Below are 22,685 nucleotides of genomic sequence, written 5' to 3'. Positions count from 1 at the left end.
TGAGTCCGGGTTTGCATGGCAGCGGAGAAGAACATGGCTTTAAAGGATGTGGTGTCTGGCACGAAGGACGAGGCTGCTATTTCCGCCGTTCTCGATCTGCTGAAACAGCAGCTTGGCGACAAGCTTCAGACCGGCCAGTCCTTTCGCGAGCAGCACTCCCACACCACCACCTATCTGACAACGCAGTTGCCCGATGGTGTGGTGTTTGCCGAGACGACAGACGACGTAAAGGCAGTGGTGAAGGCTTGTGCGCAGCACAAGGTTCCCGTCATTCCCTTCGGCGTTGGCTCATCGCTGGAAGGTCAGGTCAACGCGCCCTCCGGCGGTATTTCGCTGGATTTCAGCCGCATGAACCGCATTCTGTCGGTCAATGCCGAAGACCTTGACGTGACGGTCGAGCCCGGCGTGACCCGTGAGCAGTTGAACACCTATCTGCGCGACACCGGCCTGTTTTTCCCGATCGATCCCGGTGCCAATGCGTCCATAGGCGGCATGGCGTCCACGCGGGCTTCCGGCACCAATGCCGTGCGCTATGGCACGATGAAGGACAATGTTCTTGCCTTGACCGCCGTTACGGCCAATGGCGAGGAAATCAGCACGGGCCGCCGCGCACGCAAATCCTCTGCCGGATATGATCTGACCCGCCTGTTTGTCGGGGCGGAAGGGACGCTCGGCGTTATCACATCGGTGACTTTGCGCTTGCAGGGCATCCCGGAAAAGATTGCCGGTGGTGTCTGCACCTTCGATACGATCAAGGCGGCCTGTGATGCCGTGATTTTGACGGTGCAGATGGGCATTCCCGTGGCGCGTATCGAGCTTCTGGACGAGGTGCAGATCCGTGCCTGCAACGCCTATTCAGGCCTGTCCTACGAAGAAAAGCCGACGCTGTTTCTGGAATTTCATGGCACGGAGGAAACCACCGCGCTGCAATCCCAGCAGTTTTCCGAGATTGCGCAGGAATGCGGTAGCGCCGATTTCCGCTGGACGAATGATGCGCAGGAGCGGGCGAAACTGTGGAAGGCGCGCCATGATGCCTATTGGGCGTCCAAGGCGCTTGCTCCGCATCTGGACGTTCTGTCTACCGATGTCTGCGTGCCGATTTCACGCTTTGCGGAATGCGTGACGCAGACGCAGCAGGATATCCTCGACAACCAAATGCTTGCGCCGATCGTCGGTCATGCCGGTGACGGGAACTTCCACGTGCTTGTGCTGTTCGACGGCAAGGACGCGACGAGTGTCGCCAACACGGAGGCTTTCGTTGCCCGGCTGAACCGGCGGGCCATCGCCATGGACGGCACATGTACCGGCGAACACGGAATAGGGCAGGGCAAGATGAGCTTTCTGGCGGAAGAGGCGGGAAATGCACTGGATGTGATGATTGCCATCAAGCGGTCACTTGATCCCGATAATATCTTTAATCCGGGTAAGCTTTTTCGGATAGATCCTGTATGAGCAATCTTCGCGGTGGCGAAATCGTGCTTGCTCTGGCAGTAAAAAAAGATAGTTTTCATCGCAGGTTAAGGGAGACACCGGGTCGTGCTCGGACGCATATTGGTTTTTCTGGGCGGACTTGTGGTCGTGGCGCTGTTTGCGGCGCTGTTCATTCCCTATTTTATCGACTGGACTGACTTCCGGCGCAACTTCGAGGATCAGGCGAGCCTCATCCTCGGCAAGAAGGTCGTGGTGCATGGTCCTGTCGAAGCGCGGTTGCTGCCGTTCCCATCCGTTACCCTGCATGATGTGCGCGCCGGTATGGATGCCGATGGATCACCGCAAATTCAGGTCGCCCGTTTTTCCATGGATGCCGAACTGGCACCTTTCCTCTCCGGGGAAGCGCGCATTTTCGACATGCGTATCGAAGAGCCCAAGGCGCGCATTCGCCTGCTGAAAGACGGCACGCTGGACTGGACGCGCGGAAGCCGTGCGGTTATTCCGGCAAAGACCGTCGTGCTGGAAAATGTCAGCATCGAAGGCGGGCAGATCGAATTCGTCGACGAGCAATCGGGCCGCAACCGCACGGTCACGGGCCTCAACGCCGATATGTCGGCGAAGTCGCTGGCCGGTCCATGGCGTGCAGAAGGCCGGGCTGCGGTTGATGGCCATGCCGGGTCGTTCTCCCTCTCCAGTGGCGAACCGGATGCGAGCGTCGGTCGCATGGGTCTTCGTCTGCGTATGCTGCCGGATGAGCATCCGGTGGAAATCGATCTGGATGGCGCCATCGCCGCAACGGGTGGACGCCCCGTCTATAGCGGCTCTTTCACATTCAACTTCAGGCAGGACGACAAGCAAAAGCAGCAGAACGCGCAGGCCAGTCTTTCTGCACCGCGCACACGCGGCAGCTTCGAGCTGACCAATGGCCGTGTCCGGGTGCCCAGCTACCGCATGGAACTGGGTGGCACGGAAAATCCCTATATCATTACTGGCGAAGCGACCCTCGACACCGGGGCCGCACCCGAATTTCTACTGACGGCAGATGGCCAGCAAATTGATTTCAACCGCTTTGCTCCTGCGCCGGTGCAGACCGGCAAGACATCACGCACACCGACTGTGCCCGTGCGTCAGCGCATCGAGGCCTTTGCCAGCCTGATCGCGCGCATACCGGTGCCGCAGGTGCCGGGCAAGGCCAGCATCCGGCTTCCAGCGCTGGTGTCCGATGACACGACCATTCGCGACATCCGGCTGGATGTGCGGCCCGATGGTGCGGGCTGGCAGGTGGAAAATGCGGTGGCGGTGCTGCCCGGTCGCACGCAGTTGGAGGCAAAGGGGTCTCTGACGCTGACCGGTGGCCCGGCGTTCAACGGCGATCTCCTTGTTGCCTCCAACCAGCCCTCCGGTCTTGCCAACTGGTTGTCCGGTTCGGTCGATCCGGCCATTCGCCAATTGAATGCTGCGGGCTTCTCCTCCACCGTGTCGCTGACCACGCAGGCGCAGCGCTTCGAAAAGCTGGAACTTGCGATAGGTCAGGCGTCGCTCAAGGGTCGCATCGCGCGACAGTCTGAAGACAAGAGCGCCAGCATCGACATCGACCTTGCCGGTGACGAGATCGATCTGGATGCGCTCAAAGCTTTGGGCGGGCTGGTTCTTGGCGATCAGGTCGGCTCCTCCGTTCTCGATCACCGCATCACCGCCAAGTTCAAGGCAGACCGCATCAATATGGCGGGTGTGACGGCCAACCGTGTGGAAACCGCCTTCACCACTGCTGGCGGCGTTCTGACACTGGACATGATGAATGCTGGAGATATTGCCGGTGCGGAAGTGCGCGCCAAGGGGCAGGTGAAGGGCTCGTCTAGCGATTTCGCGGGCAAGGGCACCATCAACCTTCACGCTGCCGACATGCAGCCCTTGTTCGATCTGCTGCGCCAGAAACTGCCACAGCATCCGCTAGTCGATCGTCTGGTCAGAAGTGCTGCCTGGTATGCCAACTCCGATATTGCCGTTGACCTGTCCGTCGACAAGAACAATGGCGGTGCCAATGCAGCCGTGTCCGGCACCATCAATGGCAGCCGCGTGTCTGCCGTCGCCAAGCTTCCCGATGTTCTCTCAGATACCGACGATACCGCGCTGACACTGGAGGCTGTTCTCAAGAACCAGTCCACGGCGATCCTGTTCGGGCAGGCCGGTCTCGATCCATTGCCTTTCGATGCAGACGGTGAAGGGTTGTTGTCTCTCAAGCTCAACGGCACGATGGGTTCACCGGTGCAGACGGATTTCCGCTTCTCGACGGAACGTACCCATTTTTCCGCCAATGGCAGTTTTTCGCTGCGCGCTGACAATTTTGCGCAGGGCAATGCCGATGTGTCGCTGGAGAGTGCGGATATCGAGCCCTATCTCATTATGAACACCGTCGGCCTGCCGCAACTGGGTGGCGGCATGTCCACCAAGGCGACGGCGAAGCTGACGTCCGATAAGGACAAGACGACGCTTGCCAACCTCTCCGGCCAGGCGGGTGGCAATGCATTTTCCGGCAATCTCTCGGTCCTGAAAGCTGCACCTTATAAGCTCACGGGTGATCTTTCGCTTGCGAACGTCGATCTGACATGGCTGGGCGATACCATGTATGGCCCTGTCATCGACCCTGAATCCGGTGCACTCAGTGCAAAGCCTGTCTCTCTTCCGGCCTTTCCAAAGCTTGAGGCTTCGCTTGCGATAAAAGCTGCCAATTTCGATACGGGTGCGTTCGGCACCGTCACTGGTCTCACATTCGCGCTCAACCACGCCAATGGCACGCTGTCTCTGGATGATATGGCTGGCGATTGGATGGGCGGTAAGGTCTCCGGTCGCGTTGCGCTGGCAACCGGCGATGGCGCTGGCATTTTCCGCACCAAGATCGCGGTATCGGGTGCCAACCCTGATGCCGTGATGTGGAAGAGTGCCGACAAGCCCGTCGCAGCCGGTCGTTTTGCCTTGGATATGACGGCGGAATCGACGGGCAAGAGCGCCGCGGAGCTGTTGTCATCGGCAGGTGGCTCTGGTGAAATCCGTGCTGGTGGCCTCGTGCTGCGCGGTTTGAACCAGGCGGCGTTCCCGCTTTGGCTTCAGGCGGCCAACGACCTTCAAGGCAATATCGATGCCGCAAAGGTTCGCCCGCTGGTGGATGCGAATCTCTGGCAAGGTGAAATTCCACTTGGCGACGTGACCATGCCGTTTACGCTGAACGGTGGCAACTTGCGCATGCAGACGATTACCGCTTCCACGCCGCAGGTTTCGTTTGATGGCGATCTGGCACTTGATCTCGCCAATAAATCGCTGACCGGCGGTGTCGAGCTTCTCTTCAACGCCGGTGCGGAAGAAATCGCCGGCGCCGAGCCCTCCATTCGCCTGAACTACACCGGTCCGCTTGCGCAGCCTGCGCTGACCACCGATGTATCAGGACTGACGGGCTATCTTTCCCTGCGCGCTTTCGAGCGTGAACGTCGCCGTGTCGAGGCCTTGCAGGCAAGCGTCATGGAAAAGCAGCGCTTACGCCGTGAAGTCGCGCTCTACCGCTTCCAGGCATCGGAGCGGCAAGCGGCTGCTCAGCGTGCGAAGGAAGAAGAGGAGGCCCGCAAACTGGAAGAGGAGCGCCTGCGCGCATTGGCTCAGGAACGTCTGGAAGCCGAGAAGGCCAATCAGGAGCGGCTGAAACGCCAGCAGGACGCCGAGCCCAAGCCGCAGTCCGGCCCAGTTCTCACGGTGCCGCCGACGCAAGAGGTGATCCGGCAATATTCACCGGCCCCGAACACGGGAACGCCGTGAGCGGGCATACCGTTTGTGGGTGCTGATTATCCGACCCCATCTCGCGGTTACGGAGTGGTGCTGCTTCAGGCGTACCGGTAGCCAGCGCCAGCTTTTGATGGTTCGCGCTTGTCACGTTACCAAAGCCCAGTGAATCTCCATCCAGTTCTGACTTGAAGAACTGAATCGCCGTCTTGTACGCTTCACTTGCCTGTTTCGTATCTTTCAAAAAGAAGTCGTGACCGCCTTGGAAGATGTTCAGCGTTGCATGGCCACCCGCCTTGTTGACCTCTTGCACAAAGCGCTGCCCGGTGGTGAGCGTAAAGACCGTGTCCTCGCTGCCCCAAATCAATTTGAACGGTGGTGACTTGCCTGACGGAAACGCTTTTGAGGGCGCTCCATCCACAAGCACAACGGCGTTCGAAGGCGCGCGGCTCGATATCGCTAAAGCAGCACTTTCCGCGCCGAGAGAGATGCCCAGTAAGCCAATGCGGCCGTGGTATTCTGGTCGTTTACCTAGTGCTGTGAGCAGTTTGGCCGTGCTGCCGATCCAGTCTTTTCGCCGTTGCTGGTAGTAATCGATGCGCTGCTTCGCACCCTGCAAGGAATTTATCTGATGCAGATCGTCGGTAGTCAGCAGATGGGCAAGATATACATCGATCCCAGCGCCTGAGAACTGACGGGCGATCCCGTCATATGCTGGTGCCGCGAACCCCTTGCTGCCGCTGAGGATGACCACGACAGGGCGAGGGCCGTTCTGTCCGCTGCTGAAGGTTTCGACTTTAACCCCAGCGATGACGCCGGTTTCCCGAGCGTTGACGGCACCGGCTGCAAAGACCGTGAGGATGCAGATCGCCAGAGCTTTGAGGATGGTCATTCGCAATCAGTCGTCCAGTGTTTCGCTTTTCAGCCAATTCAGCACATAGACGCGCAGAGAGGAAGACAGATTGCTGGTCTCGGGGCGGTTGTCGTCTATTTCGGCGAGAAGAGCAGCGAAGCTCATTTTCCGCTTTTCGGCGATGGTCCGCAATTCGTCCCAGAAGGCATCTTCGAGTGAGATACTCGTGCGGTGCCCGTGAAGGGTGGTGGAATGCTTGCGTATCAAAATATGAGCTTTCCGAACTGATTCAAGACGTTGCCAGCTGGATTCAAGTTTTGCACGTAAGATTATGATTTTGAATCTGTTTCATTTTGCTGGCTTCTTACAACGCCAGTCATTGCGGGGAAGTTCCCCGCAATATGGTCAGGAATGACGGGTGGCCAGCGATGACGCTGACGACCCGCACCCAAACCTATTCCAGCGGCACTGCAACGAAACGCAGATTTCCCTGCGCATCCGCGACCATCATATGCGCATTCTTGCGACCGGCAGACTTCAGACCGTTGACCCGGACCATAACGTCGCCGGGCACTTCCATGAAGTCCTGGCCGACTTCGACGATGACATCGCCTGCCTTGACGCCCTTCTGTTCAGCCACCGAACCAGCCTCGACGCTGGCGACGAGAACACCTTCCACGCTTTCGGCAATGCTCTTTTCGGTGCGCAACTCATCGGTCAGCGTGACCAAGTTCATTCCGAGAACGGTTTGCGGGCCTTCGCGCTGGTCCGGCGCCTGCTGTTCGGTCTGGTCGCCACTCTTGTCGTTCGGGTCGGTCATCTCGCCGCCTTCACCGTTTTCCGGCATGGCATCATCGCTGCCAGCGCCCGGCTGCTGTTCGTCGGCGCTATCCTGCAACTGGCCAAGCTTGACCTTGACCGTCTGCTCCTTGCCGTCGCGAAGGACGATGACATCGACTTCCTTGCCGACAGGGCTTTCCGCAACGACGCGCGGCAGATCCCGCATTTCGTGAATGGCCTTGCCGTCGAAGGTCAAAACGACATCGCCTGGCTGGATCGGGCCGTTCTCGACCGGGCCGCCTTTGACGACGCCTGAGATCAATGCACCGCGTGCCGCATCCATGCCAAGACTCGTCGCAATATCATCCGTTACCGGCTGCACTCGCACGCCCAGCCAACCACGACGTGTCTCACCGAATTCGATCAGCTGCTGTACGATGTTCTGTGCCAGTTCGGTGGGCACGGAAAAGCCGATGCCGATGGAGCCGCCGCTGGGTGAGATAATCGCGGTATTGATGCCGATAACTTCGCCCTTCATGTTGAAGAGCGGACCACCGGAATTGCCCTTGTTGATCGCGGCGTCCGTCTGGATGAAGTTGTCATAGGGGCCTGCATTGATGTTGCGGCCACGTGCCGACACCACACCCACGCTGAGAGAACCGCCGAGACCAAAGGGATTACCGACCGCCATGACCCAGTCGCCGATGCGCATGGCGCGGGAATCACCGAATTTCACGGCTTTCAAGGGTGTTTTTGGCTCTACCTTCAGAACCGAAAGATCGGTCTTGGTATCGGTGCCGACAAGCTTGGCTTTCAGCTTGTTGCCGTTGGGAAAGATGACCTCGATATCGTCGGCACCTTCAATGACGTGGTTGTTGGTCACCACATAGCCTGCGGGATCGATCACGAAGCCAGAGCCCAGCGAGCTGACCTTGCCGCCGCTATCCGGCTTCTGATTGTCGAAGTAATCCTTGAAAAACTCCTGGAAGGGCGAGCCATCGGGAATTTTCGGCGGGGTAGGGCCCTTACCCTCGGCCTTCACGCTCTGCGATGTGGAGATGTTGACCACCGCATCCAGCAGCGGAGCGGCAAGATCGGCCACCGATGCTGGCCCGTTGCTCTGCGCCATCGCGCGTCCCGGAACAGCCATTCCACCTGCAATCATGGCTATTCCCGCCACGGCGGCAATGCTGCTGCGGAATGGCGAAAGAGTGGTAACGGGCATACAGCGTCCTCGCATCTTGCAAAACCTGGGCCTAGCTTAATAGCCAAGCATAAGGCGGAATGATGAAGTGTAAAAATACCTTTTCGTGAATAAGCCCGAATCTATTGCTCATCCACCGAAATGGAAGCCGTACAGGAAAGTTGTCGTCGCGCAAGCGCTCCATCAATCGACGATGAAAGGCTTCGCACGGCAATCCCATGTTTCGTTCGACATAGAAAAAGGGCCGATGTTTCCACCGGCCCTTTTTATCAAGTCATCAATCAATTCGCAGGTGCGGCAGGCGGGGTTGCCTGGGGTGCGGGCTGCGTGGGTCTGCCTTCGATGTTGTTGAAATAACGGAAGAAGGTCGAGTCTGGTGAAAGCACCAGCGTCGTGCCGTTTCCGTTCAGTGCCGTGACATAGGCGCCCATCGAGCGATAGAACTCGAAGAAGCTTGGGTCACGCTGGAAGGCGTCGCCGAAGATGCGGTTGCGTTCGGCATCGCCTTCACCGCGCAGCACTTCGGACTGACGGCGGGCGTCGGATTCGAATTCGACCACCTGACGGTCCGCGATGGCGCGGCGGCGCTGGCCTTCTTCGTTACCGCGAGCGCGGATCAGTTCGGCTTCTGCCAAACGTTCGGACTTCATGCGCTCGAAGGTCTGCTGGGAGACTTCCTGTGTGAGGTCCGTGCGGCGGATGCGGACATCCACGATGCTGACGCCCAGTGTTTCGGCGTCTGCACGCAGATCGTCGCGCACTTCCTGCATCATCGAGGCGCGTGCATCCGACAGCGCGGATTCAAAGCCACGCAGACCGTAAACACGACGCAGCGATGCATCGAGACGGGTGCGCAGGCGCATTTCGGCAGAGAGCTGATCGCCGGATACCGTTTCGCGGAAGCGACGGGCATCCGTGATGCGGTAGACCACGAAGGCATCCACTTCGTAGAACTTGCCGCCGGAAACCTGAACGCGGATGTTGTCATGATCGAAACGCAATGCGCGATTTTCGATGTACTGAACCCGGTCCGCATCCATGAAGGCGAATGGCAGCTTGAAGTACAGGCCCGGCTCGGTCTTCACGTCCTGAATTTCACCGAAGCGGACGACGATGGCCTGCTGGCGCTCGTTGACCACGAAAAACGAGGAGTAAACGAAGAACAGGATGACGGCGAGGCCGAGGAGGATTGCGGTTAGACGATTACCCATATCAGTTGCCTCCCTGCTGTGCTGCGCCGGTATTGCCGCGCATGATTTCGTTCAGAGGCAGATAAGGCACCACTCCCTGCTTTTCATCGATGATGATCTTGTTGGAGCCCTTGAGAACCTGTTCCATCGTTTCGATGAACATGCGCTCGCGGGTGACTTCCGGCGCCGTGCGGTACTGGTCGTAGATAGAGATAAAGCGCTGTGCTTCACCCTGAGCTTCGTTCACGACGCGGCCCTTATAGGCGTTGGCTTCTTCAACGATCTGCGCTGCCTGACCACGGGCTGCACCCAGCTTCTGGTTGGCATACTGGTTGGCTTCCTGAACGAAGCGGTCTTCGTCCTGCTCTGCACGCTGCACTTCGTCGAACGCATCGGCCACTTCACGCGGTGGTGCTGCGTCTTCGATCGCGACGGCATTGATGGAAAGACCAGCGCCGTAGCCGTCCATCGTCGCCTGAATGATGGAGCGAACATCTGCGGCAATCGCCTGACGATTATCGCGGAAAATATCCTGCGCCGGACGACGGCCAACGACTTCACGCATGGCGCTTTCGGAAACCTGCTGAAGGGTTTCGGCTGGCGTATCCACGTTGAAGAGGTAGGATTTCGGATCGGCCACCGTGTAGAGCACCGAGAACTGAACATTGACGATGTTCTGGTCGCCCGTCAGCATCACGCCCGTTGCGGCGGATGTAGATGTGGCGCGCGCACCGATGTTCTGCTGCTGCTCGGTAACCTTGACGATCTCGACGGTTTCAATGGGCCAGAAGTGGAAATGCAGGCCCGGCATCGAAACTTCGTCCTTAGGCTTCCCGAAACGAAGTTCCACACCGCGTTCATCCGGCTGAACCGTGTAGATGGACTGGATGCCGACAAAGGCGAGGATAACAAGCACGAGAATGGCGATAACGCCACCATTCAGGCCGCCCGGAAGGATGTTCTTGAAACGATCCTGACTGCGGCGAATGATTTCCTCGATATCAGGAGGGCCGCCATTGCCGCCGCCGCCGCCACCACCGCGTGGACGGTTCGGTCCTTGACCCCAGGGTCCGCCCTGGTTGTTTCCACCGCCGCCGCTGCCGCCGTTACCGCCGCCACCCCACGGGCCACCGCCGCCGCCATTTTGATTGCTCCAGGGCATCCATACCTCTTATGCTAAAAAACTCTCCCGCTCCCTCATCAACACGCTTGCACATGTCAGGCGGGACTGTAGGCTCAGTTATAAGTAGGAGAGCGGTGCGTTTCAACGCAGAGGCGGTAACTTAATACCCAATCACGGTAAATAGTTCACACCGCTTGCCGATAGCGACGATAGGTTGCGAATCTCACCGGATAATTGTCTTTTTCCCCAGCAGGCTGGGGTGTTTCCTCGATTTTCTCGAAAACATCAGTATCGATCTGCGGGAAAAACGTGTCGCCTTCCAGGGAAACCTCGACATGGGTGACGGAAAGTTGATCGGCGAAGGGCATCGCCTGACGGTAAATTTCGCCGCCGCCAGCCACGAAAATCTCATCGACGCCAAGTGCTTGCGCCTTTTCCTTCGCAAGGGCAAGTGCGGCTTCAAGCGACGAAACCACGTCTACGCCATCTGGGCGATAGTCCGGGTTTCTACTTATGATGATATGCGGGCGACCGGGCAGGGGCCGCTCTCTTACCGACAGAAATGTCTTGCGACCCATGATCATGGGCTTGCCCATGGTCAGCGCCTTGAACCGCTTCAAATCCGTCGAGAGTTTCCACGGCATATCGAGATCACGGCCGATGACATTGTTTTCAGATACGGCAGCGATGAGCGTAACGCGAGGTTTGGTCATACGGCAATCGGTGCCTTGATAGAGGCGTCGGCCTCGTAATTCTCCAGCGTGAAGTCTTCGAATTTGAAGTCGAACAGGCTTTTGACATCCGGGTTGAGGCGCATGGTGGGCAGCGCTTTCGGCGTACGCTGCATCTGAAGTTCGGCCTGCTCGAAATGGTTCGAATAGATATGCGCATCGCCCAGCGTATGAACGAAATCGCCCGGCTTCAGGCCCGTGACCTGCGCGACCATCAGCGTCAGCAACGCGTAAGATGCGATGTTGAAGGGTACGCCAAGGAAGATATCTGCAGAACGCTGGTAGAGTTGGCAGGACAGCTTGCCATCCGACACATAGAACTGGAACAGGCAGTGGCAGGGCGGCAGCGCCATGTCATCGACAAGGGCAGGGTTCCAGGCCGACACGATATGACGGCGTGAGTTGGGGTTGGTCTTGAGGCTCTCGATCAGAAGCGCGATCTGGTCGATGTGGCGGCCATCGGGCGCTGGCCAGGAGCGCCACTGCGCGCCATAGACGGGGCCGAGATTGCCGTTCTCATCGGCCCACTCATCCCAGATGGAAACGCCGTTCTCCTTAAGATACGCGATGTTGGTTTCGCCCTTGAGGAACCATAGCAGTTCATGAATGATGGAGCGCAGATGCAGCTTCTTGGTGGTGAGAACCGGGAAACCTTCCGACAGATCGAACCGCATCTGATAACCGAAGACGGAACGCGTGCCGGTGCCGGTGCGATCGCCACGGTCGCTGCCGGTGTTCATCACATGTGCAAGAAGGTCGAGATATTGCTTCATATCAGTCCGCCGCCGATTCTTTGTAAGCGGTTATTATAGGCTTTTGCGGCGGCGGAACCAGTGTCGGGAGTGGGCTCACCCACAGAAATCAAAGGGTTTCGAGCTTTCCGAGATGCTTTGCCACGAGATAATAGAAGGTCACGCGCGATTTTGTGCGGTCGCCCTTCATTGCGGTGATGGTTTCTTCCACGGCTTTATCGGCGTCAGGGCCGGTGACGCCCAGCTTCTTGCCGATCCAGTTGGTTTTGACCCGGGTTAGCTCTTCCGCGTCGGATGTCGAGACGAGAGAGGAATCGCGATTACGCAGCGCGATGCCCAGATGCTTGACGATCTTGTTGACCGTGGCTTCATCAGCATCGGCATCGTATATTTTCACATCTGCGAGATAGTCCGTCATGTCCTTCTCCTCCGCGGTATACGGCCCTTGGTTTAGGTGCCGCTTGATAAGCAGAATGTGCCAACTGCCTTGCTCCGTCAAGAATTGCGCACAACCTTTCATCGAAATGTCATGGAGCCTCTTTTCTCGGAGCTACGAAACGCCTATATGAGCCTTGCCGGGTGCAAATCCGGCTATGGCGATAAACGGTCGATGGAATAAACCTATTGGACCCGGGGGCGGTACCCGGCGCCTCCACCAAAAACCGGCGGGCTTGTTGATGAGGCCGGCTTTTGATGGGGGCGAAATAGGATCGACAAGGGTGTAAAGATCGAACTTTTGCTCGGCATGATACCGCCGTTATCGGGTCACAAGTGTAGTTGCAAATGACAACAACGCTAAGGAATACGCTCTCGCTGCCTAATGGCGGTGTGGGAATTCCGACTTAAGTCCTTACGGTTAGCCCCGTAAGGCGGGGTTCGGAGGTACCTGGCAACAGAAACCTCCACCTTCTCCCTTTCGCCGAAATTGGCTATAAGATGAAATGACTCGCGGCAAGCAGGGCTTTTCCGTTGCTGCGGTGTAAGACATTGCGTATACTTGGTTAAAAGACGTTCGAATAAGGAAAGACAGGACCGCATGGGGCAGGATCATATCCGTTACGACATTCTCGCACAGGATGCCCTTCGCGGCGTTATTCGCAAGGTATTGAGCGAAGTCGCAGCCACGACACGGCTGCCCGGCGACCACCACTTCTTCATAACCTTCCTGACCGGCGCGCCGGGTGTTCGCATCTCGCAGCACCTCAAGGCCAAATATGCCGAGCAGATGACCATCGTCATCCAGCATCAATTCTGGGACATGAAGGTCACGGAAACTCAGTTTGAGATCGGTCTGTCCTTCTCCGACACACCGGAAAAGCTGGTCGTTCCGTTCAATGCGATCAGAGGGTTCTACGACCCCTCCGTCAATTTCGAGCTGGAATTCGACGTTCCCCTGGCCGAGGAAGAGGAAGTCGTGGAAGCGGAAATCACCGCTTATCCCGTTCCTGCCGAGGGCAAGCCTGCTTCGTCTGAAGACAAGAAGTCCGACGAGGAAAAGAAGCCTGGTTCGGTCGTTTCGCTGGATGCCTTCCGCAAGAACAAGTGATTGCACGGCGCAGATGAGGAGATGTCTTGACCGGCGATGTCGTTAATCTGCGCCAGTTTCGCAAACAGAAGGCGCGTTCCGAAAAAGAAAAGCAGGCGGACCAGAACCGCCTGACCTTTGGCCGCACCAAGGCCGAAAAGAACCTCACCTCCGCTTTGAACGAGAAGGCCAGCCGCGTGCTGGATCAGGGCAAGCTGGATAAGGGTGAGGGGGACGAGTAGGTTTCTCCCCTCCTTCCTGTGCTTGTCACAGGAATCCAGGTGCCGCGCTTCCGCATGGCAGGAAGATTTTTCATTCCAAAGACTTGGGTTGGTTAGATTCCTTTGACCAGAACGGGAATGAGGGCGGCATGAATATTCGCATATTCAACTTTCGCTGAAACACCTCCAAATAACACCCCTCCGCAATTATTTTCCGTTCTTCGCGAAATGCGCAAATATCATTCCGCCTGACATCCAACTAAGCAATCTATTTTCTATATTAAAATAATAGACAATGTAGGCTTCTTCTCATCCGCACAACGCCGTTCCAAGACGAACGGTATCGACGCAAAGTCTGGAAAGTTTTTACTTTCAATGACTTGCAGGTCATAGGGGAGAAGAATATGACACGCAAAATAAGGCTCGGTGCGTTTTTGCCCGGTGGTGGGCAGCATGTTGCGGCGTGGCGGCATCCAGATCAGCCTGCCGATGGGGCGCTGAACTTCGAGTTTCACAAGCAACTGGCGCTGACGGCAGAGCGCGGCCTTTTCGACGCGTATTTTTTGGCCGACAATCTGGCGATTGGATTTGGCGGGGCGCGGGAAGGCGGCAATGCGAAGGTTGCCGGGTTCGAACCGACGACGCTGTTTTCGGCGCTCGCGCCCTTTACCACCCATCTGGGCTTTATCGCGACATCCTCCACGACCTATGAAGAGCCCTATACGACCGCTCGCAAATTCGCTTCGCTGGACCTGATCTCCGGCGGGCGGGCAGGATGGAATGTCGTGACCACCACCGGTGACCCGACGGCGCAAAATTTCAACCGCCAGACCCAGTTGCCGCATGCCGATAGATACCGTCTCGCGGCTGAACATGTGGATGTGGTCAAGGCGCTCTGGGACAGTTTCGAGGATGATGTCTTCACCCGTGATGCCGAGAGCGGCGTTTTCTACGACCCTTCCAAGCTGCACGAGACCAACCATCGCGGCGAGCATTTTCAGGTGCGCGGGCCGTTGAATGTGTCACGTTCCGCTCAGGGGCATCCGGTTATCGTGCAGGCTGGCCAGTCGGATGATGGGCGCGGGCTTGCGGCTGCGACTGCCGAGGTCATCTTCACGGCGCATCAGCATCTCGAGACGGCGCAGGAATTCTACCGTGACATCAAGGCACGGGCGCGGGGCCTGGGTCGCGACCCCAGCCACATTCTCGTCATGCCGGGCGTATCGCCTTTCGTGGGACGCACACTGGAAGAGGCGCAGGAGAAATATGAGCGGCTGACGTCGCTCATTCTGGAAGAAGATGGTGTCGGCCTGCTGAACGGCCTGACGGGCGGCACGCTGGACCTGCGTGGTCATGATCTGGACGGACCGTTGCCGGTTGCACCTCCGACCGAAGGCATGAAGAGCCGTCAGACGCTCATCCGCCAGATCGCAGACGAGAACAACTTCACCATTCGCCAGCTTTATCAATGGATCGCGTCTGCGCGCGGCCACTTCACCATCGTCGGTACGCCAGAGACGATTGTTGATACACTTCAGGAATGGTTCGAGAACGAAGCTGCTGACGGCTTCAACATTCTGCCGCCATGGTTGCCAACCGCGCTGGATGATTTCGTCGATCTGGTCATTCCCGAATTGCAGCGCCGTGGCCTGTTCCGCACGGAATATGAGGGCAAGACCCTGCGCGAAAATCTTGGGTTGCCATATCCCGTCAATCGCTGGACTGCCGCCCGTTCGGTCGTTCAGGCCGCAGAGTGAGACGCGATCATGTCGTTTGAAGATGCAAAAGTCATTCTCCCGAGGTCGCTCCAATACCGACAGACGGAAACCCGAGCGCCGGTGCTGGGGCAGGTCGTACGCGGCCTGATCGGGCCGTTCCTCTCCCGCTATGGCCTCGTCCTCAGCTTTCTCGCTGCCTGGCAGATTTCCAGCGTTTTGGGCTGGATCAATCCGGCGGTGTTTCCGCCGCTCGACGCCATTGTCGGCGCGTTGTGGAAGGGCATTGCCAGCGGCGCCTTGATCGACGATATCGGCATCAGTCTGCAACGCTCCGGCATCGCCTTCGCAGCGGCGGTCGCCATCGGCATTCCGCTCGGTCTGTTCATGGGGCAGGTCACGGCGGTGGAGCGGGCTCTCGATCCGCTGTTGCAGTTCTTCCGCCAGACCTCAGCGCTGGCACTATACCCCGTCTTCATTCTGCTGCTGGGTCTTGGCGAAGCATCGAAGGTTTTCGTGATCTTCTGGGCAACGCTGTTTCCCATACTCCTGTCCACCATTGGCGGCGTGAAGGAAGTGGACGGCAAGTTGATCGAGATGGCACGAACCTACGGTGCCGGACCGCTGACGATTTTCCGCCGCGTCGTTCTGCCAGCCTCCGTACCAGCCATTTTCGTCGGCTTGCGACTGTCTGCAACGACAGCGCTGCTTCTCTTGATCGCCGCCGAAATGATCGGTGCCAACAAGGGTATCGGCTTTCAGGTCATGAATGCGCAGTATAATTTCCAGATACCGCTGATGTTTGCCGCCATCCTTCTGCTGGCGCTTCTGGGGCTAGCTGCCAATGCCGTGCTGGTTCTTCTGCAACGCAAGCTTTGTCGCTGGTCGCAGCCTTCGCAGTAATGCCCATCAGCTAGACACATTCTCTTTTTCAAAGGAAAAACCCATGAGCTTTCATTCTCGTAAGCTATTGCTTTCGGCTGCCCTGATTTTTGGTTTCGCGAGTGCCGCGCCCGCCGCCGAAGAGGTCAAATTCCGCTACCTTGCAAGCCAGGGCGGCCTTTCTGCCCAGGAGTTGGCGCAGGAACTCGGCTACTTCAAAGGCACCGGTGTCACCATCGAAAACGTCGGTTATGCCACGGGTGGCCCGGCCTCCCTGTTTGCCCTGGCATCCGGTGATGTCGAGATCGGCAGCGCCGCGACTGCTGCCGTGTTGAACTCGATCATCGGCGGTAATGACTTCGTGGCCGCGTTCCCGTCAAACGGGATCAATGACGAGGTGCAGTCGGTTTTCTATGTTCTGGACGATAGCCCGATCAAGGATATCAAGGACATTGCTGGCAAGACGATCGCGGTCAATACGCTCGGCGCGCATCTGGATTACACCATCCGCGAAGCCCTGCATTCCGTAAACCTGCCGACGGATGCTGCAAAGCCGGTCGTCGTTCCCGGCCCGCAGCTGGAGCAGGTCCTGCGCTCCGGGCAGGTGGACATTTCCGCTTTCGGTTACTGGCAAACGACATTCGAAGGCAAGGCAAAGGCCGCTGGCGGCATTCGTCCGATTTTCGATGATACCGATGTGCTGGGCGATATCGCCGGTGGCTTCATCGTCTTGCGCCGCGATTTTACCATCAAGCATCCCGAAGCCTCGAAAATCTTCGTTGAGCAATCGCAGCGTGCTCTCGATTACGCACGCGAGCACCCGGAAGAAACGAAGAAGATTTTCGCCAAGGCTTTGGCCGAACGTGGCGAGAACCCTGATATTGCGCAATACTTCCGGGGCTACGGCGTTCGCCCGGGCGGCAAGGCGGTGGACCGTGACTTGCAGTTCTGGATCGATATTCTGACACGTGAAGGCAAGGTCAAGGAAGGCCAGATCACGGCCAAGAACATTCTCTACGCGCCTGAAACAGCCAGCAACTGAGGACGCACCATGACACAGGCGCAATCCGTTCGCGGGGAGGTGGCGATCCGCCATCTCTCCAAATCCTACCACCTCAATGGCAAACCTTTTCAGGTTCTCAAAGATATCAACCTGAAGATCGTGTCTGGCGAGAGCCTTGCTATCGTCGGCGCCAGTGGCTCTGGAAAGACGACACTACTGCGCGTGTTGGCCGGGCTCGAGGCAGCAGATACCGGCGAGGTGCTGATTGACGGCAACGCCGTGCACGGCGTGGGCTCGGAGCGGGCGGTCATCTTTCAGGAGCCGCGCCTGCTGCCATGGCTGACGGTTCTCGAAAACGTGGCTTTCGGGCTGGAAACGCAGGGCGTGTCGAAAGATCAGGCTCGATCGAGGGCGCAGCGCTACATCGATCTCGTCGGCCTGCAGCAATTCGAAACCGCCTATCCGCGTCAGCTTTCCGGCGGCATGGCGCAGCGTGTGGGCATTGCCCGCGCCCTTGCCGTGCAGCCCGAAATTCTGCTGCTGGACGAGCCGCTTGGCGCGCTCGATGCGATGACGAAAATCAGCATGCAGCAGGAGCTGGCGCGCATCTGGCGGGAGGAGGACGTGACGACGGTGCTGGTCACGCATGATCTGGAAGAAGCGATCTATCTCGCCGACCGCATTCTCATCCTGCCGCGCGAAAAGGGCGCTGCTCCTCGCATCATCGACATCGATCTTCCACGCCCACGTGACAGAAGCTCAGCGGCGTTCGTGCGCCAGCGTGAGGAACTGTTGCGGGTGTTCGGTTTGCATTGATTATTTTTAAAGCCCTACCCATCTTCCGTCATTCCGGCTCAAGGCCGGGGTGACGGAGGTGGGCACCACAGGCCACTCACTTCCCCAACCACCGCTCCAGCATTAGAGCATACGTCACATGCTGCTTGAGGTGTGGGTGGCTGTCCGGCACGCGAGGGTGCAGGAAATCGCGGGATGGGTCGCGGATAAGGCCGATACGTTTCATCACTGCGATTGAACGCAGATTGTCGTGAACGGCGAAGGACACGATTTCGGGGAGCTTCTTCTCATCGAAAGCCATTGCGAGCAGTGATTTTGCCGCTTCCGTTACATAGCCCTGACCCCAGTAACGGGTTGCCAGCCGCCAGCCGATTTCCATCGTGCCGCGCGGGAAAATGCCTTCCAGATTGGCGGGCGCGATGCCGCAAAAGCCGATTGGTTCGCCGGTTTCGCGCAGTTCCACCGCGTAAAAGCCGTATCCGGTCGCGTGGATCATCTCGTTGACGGTCTTCAGCGCAGCATCGGATTCGTCATGGTTGCGCTGATGTGGAAAGAACTCCATCACCTGGGGGTCGGCGTTGATCTCGCGAAAGAGATCCCGGTCCGTCTGTTTCCAATCCCGAAGGATCAGCCTTGGTGTTCCGCTGACAATCATGGGGTAACGAAGTCGGACTTTCTGTAGCCCTGGAGGTAGAGTAGGGCGGTGAGGTCGCTGTGGTCGATGCGGATTTTTGCCTCCGCTGCGACGGCGGGCTTGGCATGGAGAGCAACGCCGGAACCGGCCAGATGCAACATGCCGAGATCATTGGCGCCATCACCCACCGCCAAGGCATCGTCAGGTGATATGCCGAGCTTTGCGGCGATGTCGTTGAGAGCATCGACCTTGGCCTGCTTGCCCAGAATGGGTTCCGCCACGGTACCATCGAGAAGGCCGTCTTTCTCACCCAGAATGTTTGCGCGGTTCTCATCGAAGCCCAGCGTTGCTGCAATCCGGCTCGTAAAAACGGTGAATCCGCCGGAGACCAGCGCCGTGTAATGCCCCTTGGCCTTCATGGTGGCGATGAGTTCCATGCCGCCGGGTGTGAGCGTGATGCGCTTTTCGATGACCTCATCCACCACGGAAATCGGCAGGCCTTTCAGCAGGGCAACACGCTCCCGCAGCGCAGGCTCGAATGCGATCTCGCCATTCATCGCCCGGGCGGTGATGGTGGAGACCTGCTCTTTCAATCCCACTTCGGCAGCCAGTTCATCGATGCATTCCTGGCCGATCATGGTCGAGTCCATATCGGCGATCAGGATTTTCTTGCGCCGATTGTCCTGGTCCTGAATGGCGATATCGATAGGTCGGTCAACGATGGCCATGCGCAGCACGCGTTCTGCCGCTGCCCTATCGGTTCCGTCGCGCAGCACCAGATCGCAGGCAATGCCGTCCGCCAGCCAATAGAGGCCGGATGCGTCGAGCGCCTTGGCGGCACTTTCTGCAATGGTGGAATTCAGAACAGGATTTGACGGATTGGCGATAAGCGTGGCAACGAGAGCCATGATGAAAAACCTTGCTGACGACTTCAATGCGACCCTGATAACCGGACCGACGGCGAGCGGCAAGTCCGCGCTTGCGCTTCGTCTGGCCCGGGAGAAGAATGGTGTCGTCATCAATGCCGATAGCATGCAGGTTTATGACACGCTGCAAGTGCTGACAGCGCGCCCCTCCGCGGCGGACATGGAGGGTGTGCCGCATTGCCTCTACGGCCACGTTCCCGCTGCACGACTTTATTCGACGGGCGAGTGGTTGCGGGAGGTGACGGCGCTTCTGGAAACATTGCGCGGTGAGGGTCGTTACCCCGTTATCGTCGGCGGCACGGGGCTCTATTTCAAGGCGCTGACCGGTGGCCTGTCGGATATGCCGGCCATTCCGGTAGACATTCGCGAGCGTTATCGCATGCGGCTGCTGGAAGAGGGACCGGCGGGGCTTTACGCCGAACTATCGACCGGCGACCCGCAGACGGCGCAAATCCTGCAGCCAGGCGATGGCCAGCGCATCGTCCGCGCGCTGGAGGTGCTTGAGGCCACCGGGAAATCCATTCGCACGTTTCAGCAGGCGACCGGACCGGTGATCATTGATCCGGTGCGGGCGCAAAAGCTTGTCGTGCTGCCGGAACGGGCGGTGTTGCATGATCGCATTAACCGCCGGTTTGCGGGCATGATGCAAAGCGGTGCCGTTGAAGAAGTGGAGGCGCTGCTGGCGTTGGAGCTTTCTCCCGATGCGACTGTGATGAAGGCCATCGGCGTTTCGCAGATTGCGGAGATGCTGGCGGGACGCATGGGCGAGGCCGAGGTCATCGAAAAAGCTGCTGCGGCGACACGGCAATATGCCAAGCGGCAGATGACATGGTTTCGTAACCAGATGGGGGAGGATTGGGAGAGGGTGTTGCCGTGAGCCATCTCTTCCCTCATTCCTGTCCTTGTGACAGGAATCCAGCCGACGCGCGTCTGCGCGGCGGGAGGATTCTTCCAGCCCAAAGACTTGGGCTAACTGGATTCCTGTGACAAGCACAGGAATGAGGGAGGGAAAAGGGATGACGTAAGCCCATCAATCCTCCCGATACAAACTCCCCAACGGCTTCTTCAACAAACTATCGCGCAGAGAAAGCCGGGGTTCTTCGGCGAGAGGCGAGAGCTTTGGAGCCGCCTCCGTCATCTGCGCCTTTCCAGAGAAAACCGAGCTGCGGGGCAACATTTCCGGGCGGTAGGGTTCATTGCTGTTGCTTTGTCCTTTGAATTCCTGGCTCCAGCTCTCGAACTCGTCCTCATCCGCGTCCTGGGCGATTTTGGCTTCGTAGCTTTGGCGGAAGCCGGAAATGTCGGGACCAGTGACGGCGCGCATGCGTTTGACGATGGAGCGAAGATCGACCGTATCGGGCGTGTCTTCCGCGATGTGCGGCATGATGCCATTTGCTTTCGGCAGGCTGTGGGCGGCCACGCGGTTGAAGCGAATTCTCATCGGTACGCTGATGGCTTCACCGAAGGCAATGGCTTCACCATTGCCGATGGAGGACAGGAAGCTGGTGGTCGAGACGGACGAATTCGGAATGGCGGAGCGAATGATGTCCTGATCGCTTTCATTGGAGAGGCGCATGGCAAACACTGTCGAGCATTGCGACAGGATCGTCTGGTCGAGTTCGCCAGGGCGCTGGGTGATGATGCCGAGCGAAACTCCGTATTTGCGGCCTTCCTTGGCGATGCGGGCAATGGCCTGCCGCGTGGGGAAGAAGCCGAGCGAGGGGTCAGCGGGCACGTAACGGTGCGCTTCTTCGCAAACGACCAGCGTGTGGATGGCACCCTGGCTCCACAGCGCCAGTTCAAAGGCCATGCGGCACAGAACAGAGGCCACGGAATTCACGACTTCGGATGGAATGCCCGCAAGCTGAAACACCGAGATCGGCTTGCCTTCTCCCGGCACCCGGAAGATATGCGCCACGGTCTCCATGATCGTATCGGTAATCGTGCTGTTGGAGAACATGAAGTGGTAACGCGGATCGTTGATCGCGGCCATGATGCGCATTTTGAGATTGCGCAGTGCAGGCTTCTCATCACGGCCTTCCAGCCGCCCGATGCGCTCATCGATCAGCGCCAAGAGATCGGCGATACGGTAGGGGACTGGCGTATCTGACGTCAGCGAGGATTTTTCCGAGGCGCGACGCATGACGGAATTGTCCGCACCACGGAAGGCACGCTTCGCATCCGGGATGAGGTCACGCAGAACGTCCAGCTCTTCGGCCACCGGCTTGCGGCCACGATAGAGTACCTCGGTGAACTCCTCCATTTTCATCAGCCAGAAGGGCAGATCCAGCGTATCGGTATCGATGACGACCGATGTCATGGGAAAGGCAGCGGCATATTCATTGTGCGGATCGAGGATCAGTACCCGTAGCTTCGGGTCTTTTTCGATTGCCTTGTTGAGAAGCAGTGAAACGGCAGTGGATTTGCCGACGCCGGTGGAGCCCAGAACGGCGAAATGCTTCGACAGCATCTGCGGAATGCTGATGGTGGCATCGATACTGTCATCCTGCGTCAACCGCCCGACCACACAGGCACCGCGGCCTTGCGTTTCATAGATGCGCATAAGATCGCTGGAGCGGATGCGATGGGCGACTGCGCCGAGATAGGGATATCGCGAAATGCCGGTTGAGAAACGCTCCGATCCGTCCTGCATAGCGTGGATTTCGCCCAATAGCTCGACATCGATCAACAACGTATTGCTGCTGTTATCGGACCATTCGACTTGGCCTGTTTTCATGGCGTAGGTTAGCGCGGCGACGCGGGTTTCACCCAGATCGATGGAGATCAGCCGTCCGACAGACCACAGTTCGGCAAGGTCGGTCTTGCCCGGTTCGGTGATGGCGGAAATGGTGGCGCGGGCGCCGGTGCAGGAAATGACGTGGCCCAGCAGGCGGTTTCCTGCCGTCGAATCATCGCGGCGGTCATGCTCGCCTGCTTTTGCAGATTTGCGAAGGTCGTCGTTGAACACGTCTCGCCCCTGTCATAGGTCCTGTTGGCCTTTTCACTCGGCCGCCCACGGGTTTGTCCCGATTATCCCTGAAAATTTACAGTATGGCGTTTAATAATCGGTGTAGAGAGTGCGTATTTTTATGTCTTCAAACGCGCGTCTTTCGCAATAAATGGAAATGAATGCCGATTTTTTCCGCAACATG

20 protein-coding genes and 1 other RNA gene are annotated in these 22,685 nt (G+C 58.2%); 10 read left to right on the top strand and 11 right to left on the bottom strand.

The window, feature by feature from the left end:
• Positions 1-33: 33 nt before the first annotated feature.
• Positions 34-1,452, top strand: a complete 1,419-nt coding sequence (locus HRR99_RS09820; protein WP_233121454.1) for an FAD-binding oxidoreductase — start codon at positions 34-36, stop codon at positions 1,450-1,452.
• Between the two features lie 84 nt (positions 1,453-1,536).
• On the top strand, positions 1,537-5,235 hold the full coding sequence (locus HRR99_RS09815) for an AsmA family protein (RefSeq protein WP_233121452.1): 3,699 nt from the start codon (positions 1,537-1,539) through the stop codon (positions 5,233-5,235).
• Here the strand turns inward: HRR99_RS09815 and HRR99_RS09810 are convergent.
• The 8 genes from HRR99_RS09810 to HRR99_RS09775 all read right to left on the bottom strand — a co-directional run bounded on the left by HRR99_RS09810 (position 5,168) and on the right by HRR99_RS09775 (position 12,250).
• A complete protein-coding gene (locus tag HRR99_RS09810; RefSeq protein WP_233121451.1) occupies positions 5,168-6,091 on the bottom strand; it encodes a dienelactone hydrolase family protein in 924 nt (307 codons plus the stop codon). The genes HRR99_RS09815 and HRR99_RS09810 overlap by 68 nt on opposite strands.
• 6 nt (positions 6,092-6,097) lie before the next feature.
• Positions 6,098-6,319: a ribbon-helix-helix domain-containing protein gene (locus HRR99_RS09805; protein ID WP_111837987.1), complete on the bottom strand. Its 222-nt coding sequence runs from the start codon at positions 6,317-6,319 to the stop codon at positions 6,098-6,100.
• A gap of 187 nt (positions 6,320-6,506) precedes the next feature.
• A complete protein-coding gene (locus HRR99_RS09800; protein WP_233121449.1) occupies positions 6,507-8,057 on the bottom strand; it encodes a Do family serine endopeptidase in 1,551 nt (516 codons plus the stop codon).
• 260 nt (positions 8,058-8,317) lie between these two features.
• Positions 8,318-9,247, bottom strand: a complete 930-nt coding sequence (gene hflC / locus HRR99_RS09795; protein ID WP_112498714.1) for a protease modulator HflC — start codon at positions 9,245-9,247, stop codon at positions 8,318-8,320.
• A gap of 1 nt (position 9,248) precedes the next feature.
• Positions 9,249-10,388, bottom strand: a complete 1,140-nt coding sequence (gene hflK / locus HRR99_RS09790; protein WP_233121448.1) for an FtsH protease activity modulator HflK — start codon at positions 10,386-10,388, stop codon at positions 9,249-9,251.
• A 146-nt stretch (positions 10,389-10,534) separates the two neighbouring features.
• Complete coding sequence (locus HRR99_RS09785) at positions 10,535-11,062, bottom strand: dihydrofolate reductase (protein ID WP_233121446.1); 528 nt, start codon at positions 11,060-11,062, stop codon at positions 10,535-10,537.
• Positions 11,059-11,853, bottom strand: coding sequence for a thymidylate synthase (locus HRR99_RS09780; RefSeq protein WP_233121445.1), 795 nt, complete (start codon positions 11,851-11,853; stop codon positions 11,059-11,061). Before HRR99_RS09780 ends, HRR99_RS09785 begins: the two co-directional genes overlap by 4 nt.
• Positions 11,854-11,941: 88 nt before the next feature.
• Positions 11,942-12,250: a DUF2853 family protein gene (locus HRR99_RS09775; RefSeq protein ID WP_111837993.1), complete on the bottom strand. Its 309-nt coding sequence runs from the start codon at positions 12,248-12,250 to the stop codon at positions 11,942-11,944.
• A gap of 117 nt (positions 12,251-12,367) precedes the next feature.
• On the opposite strand from HRR99_RS09775, the gene ssrA reads away from it, so the two are divergent.
• From ssrA to HRR99_RS09740, 7 genes are all read left to right on the top strand, one after another.
• Positions 12,368-12,739: a transfer-messenger RNA gene (gene ssrA, locus HRR99_RS09770) on the top strand.
• 129 nt (positions 12,740-12,868) lie between these two features.
• Positions 12,869-13,378, top strand: a complete 510-nt coding sequence (locus tag HRR99_RS09765; RefSeq protein ID WP_233121443.1) for an SspB family protein — start codon at positions 12,869-12,871, stop codon at positions 13,376-13,378.
• A 26-nt stretch (positions 13,379-13,404) separates the two neighbouring features.
• Positions 13,405-13,599 carry a DUF4169 family protein gene (locus tag HRR99_RS09760; RefSeq protein ID WP_233121442.1) on the top strand — a complete coding sequence of 65 codons (195 nt, stop codon included), beginning with the start codon at positions 13,405-13,407 and terminating at the stop codon, positions 13,597-13,599.
• A gap of 383 nt (positions 13,600-13,982) precedes the next feature.
• Entirely contained in the window at positions 13,983-15,335 is a 1,353-nt protein-coding gene (locus HRR99_RS09755; RefSeq protein WP_233121440.1) for an LLM class flavin-dependent oxidoreductase, read from the top strand.
• Between the two features lie 9 nt (positions 15,336-15,344).
• Positions 15,345-16,196, top strand: coding sequence for an ABC transporter permease (locus tag HRR99_RS09750; protein WP_233121439.1), 852 nt, complete (start codon positions 15,345-15,347; stop codon positions 16,194-16,196).
• Between the two features lie 43 nt (positions 16,197-16,239).
• Positions 16,240-17,217, top strand: a complete 978-nt coding sequence (locus HRR99_RS09745) for an ABC transporter substrate-binding protein (RefSeq protein WP_233121437.1) — start codon at positions 16,240-16,242, stop codon at positions 17,215-17,217.
• Positions 17,218-17,226: 9 nt separating this feature from the next.
• Positions 17,227-17,994, top strand: coding sequence for an ABC transporter ATP-binding protein (locus HRR99_RS09740; protein ID WP_233121436.1), 768 nt, complete (start codon positions 17,227-17,229; stop codon positions 17,992-17,994).
• Between the two features lie 76 nt (positions 17,995-18,070).
• Here HRR99_RS09740 and HRR99_RS09735 read toward each other — a convergent pair whose 3' ends face one another.
• Positions 18,071-18,628, bottom strand: coding sequence for a GNAT family N-acetyltransferase (locus HRR99_RS09735; protein WP_233121434.1), 558 nt, complete (start codon positions 18,626-18,628; stop codon positions 18,071-18,073).
• Positions 18,625-19,515, bottom strand: coding sequence for a phosphoserine phosphatase SerB (gene serB, locus HRR99_RS09730; protein ID WP_233121433.1), 891 nt, complete (start codon positions 19,513-19,515; stop codon positions 18,625-18,627). The genes HRR99_RS09735 and serB overlap by 4 nt, the downstream gene beginning before the upstream one ends.
• Here serB and miaA point away from each other — a divergent pair.
• Positions 19,514-20,410 (top strand): tRNA (adenosine(37)-N6)-dimethylallyltransferase MiaA, encoded by an 897-nt coding sequence (gene miaA / locus HRR99_RS09725; RefSeq protein ID WP_233121431.1) that lies wholly within the window; start codon positions 19,514-19,516, stop codon positions 20,408-20,410. The two genes, serB and miaA, sit on opposite strands and share 2 nt — an antisense overlap.
• Positions 20,411-20,563: 153 nt before the next feature.
• Here miaA and HRR99_RS09720 read toward each other — a convergent pair whose 3' ends face one another.
• Entirely contained in the window at positions 20,564-22,501 is a 1,938-nt protein-coding gene (locus HRR99_RS09720; RefSeq protein ID WP_233121429.1) for a helicase HerA domain-containing protein, read from the bottom strand.
• Positions 22,502-22,685: the final 184 nt, after the last annotated feature.

It is taken from the genome of Agrobacterium vaccinii (assembly GCF_021310995.1).
Classification (GTDB): Bacteria; Pseudomonadota; Alphaproteobacteria; order Rhizobiales; family Rhizobiaceae; genus Agrobacterium; species Agrobacterium vaccinii.
Note: the sequence above shows the minus strand (reverse complement) of the source record. Positions and strands in the feature narration are given on the sequence as shown.

Bases quoted from the DNA above. Each gene is read 5' to 3' on its own strand.
- HRR99_RS09780 (WP_233121445.1), bottom strand. From the start codon at position 11,853: ATGAAGCAATATCTCGACCTTCTTGCACATGTGATGAACACCGGCAGC.
- HRR99_RS09775 (WP_111837993.1), bottom strand. From the start codon at position 12,250: ATGACGGACTATCTCGCAGATGTGAAAATATACGATGCCGATGCTGAT.
- HRR99_RS09735 (WP_233121434.1), bottom strand. From the start codon at position 18,628: ATGATTGTCAGCGGAACACCAAGGCTGATCCTTCGGGATTGGAAACAG.
- HRR99_RS09740 (WP_233121436.1), top strand. From the start codon at position 17,227: ATGACACAGGCGCAATCCGTTCGCGGGGAGGTGGCGATCCGCCATCTC.
- HRR99_RS09800 (WP_233121449.1), bottom strand. From the start codon at position 8,057: ATGCCCGTTACCACTCTTTCGCCATTCCGCAGCAGCATTGCCGCCGTG.
- HRR99_RS09745 (WP_233121437.1), top strand. From the start codon at position 16,240: ATGAGCTTTCATTCTCGTAAGCTATTGCTTTCGGCTGCCCTGATTTTT.
- HRR99_RS09810 (WP_233121451.1), bottom strand. From the start codon at position 6,091: ATGACCATCCTCAAAGCTCTGGCGATCTGCATCCTCACGGTCTTTGCA.
- hflK (WP_233121448.1), bottom strand. From the start codon at position 10,388: ATGCCCTGGAGCAATCAAAATGGCGGCGGCGGTGGCCCGTGGGGTGGC.
- hflC (WP_112498714.1), bottom strand. From the start codon at position 9,247: ATGGGTAATCGTCTAACCGCAATCCTCCTCGGCCTCGCCGTCATCCTG.
- HRR99_RS09785 (WP_233121446.1), bottom strand. From the start codon at position 11,062: ATGACCAAACCTCGCGTTACGCTCATCGCTGCCGTATCTGAAAACAAT.
- HRR99_RS09765 (WP_233121443.1), top strand. From the start codon at position 12,869: ATGGGGCAGGATCATATCCGTTACGACATTCTCGCACAGGATGCCCTT.
- miaA (WP_233121431.1), top strand. From the start codon at position 19,514: ATGATGAAAAACCTTGCTGACGACTTCAATGCGACCCTGATAACCGGA.
- serB (WP_233121433.1), bottom strand. From the start codon at position 19,515: ATGGCTCTCGTTGCCACGCTTATCGCCAATCCGTCAAATCCTGTTCTG.
- HRR99_RS09820 (WP_233121454.1), top strand. From the start codon at position 34: ATGGCTTTAAAGGATGTGGTGTCTGGCACGAAGGACGAGGCTGCTATT.
- HRR99_RS09755 (WP_233121440.1), top strand. From the start codon at position 13,983: ATGACACGCAAAATAAGGCTCGGTGCGTTTTTGCCCGGTGGTGGGCAG.
- HRR99_RS09750 (WP_233121439.1), top strand. From the start codon at position 15,345: ATGTCGTTTGAAGATGCAAAAGTCATTCTCCCGAGGTCGCTCCAATAC.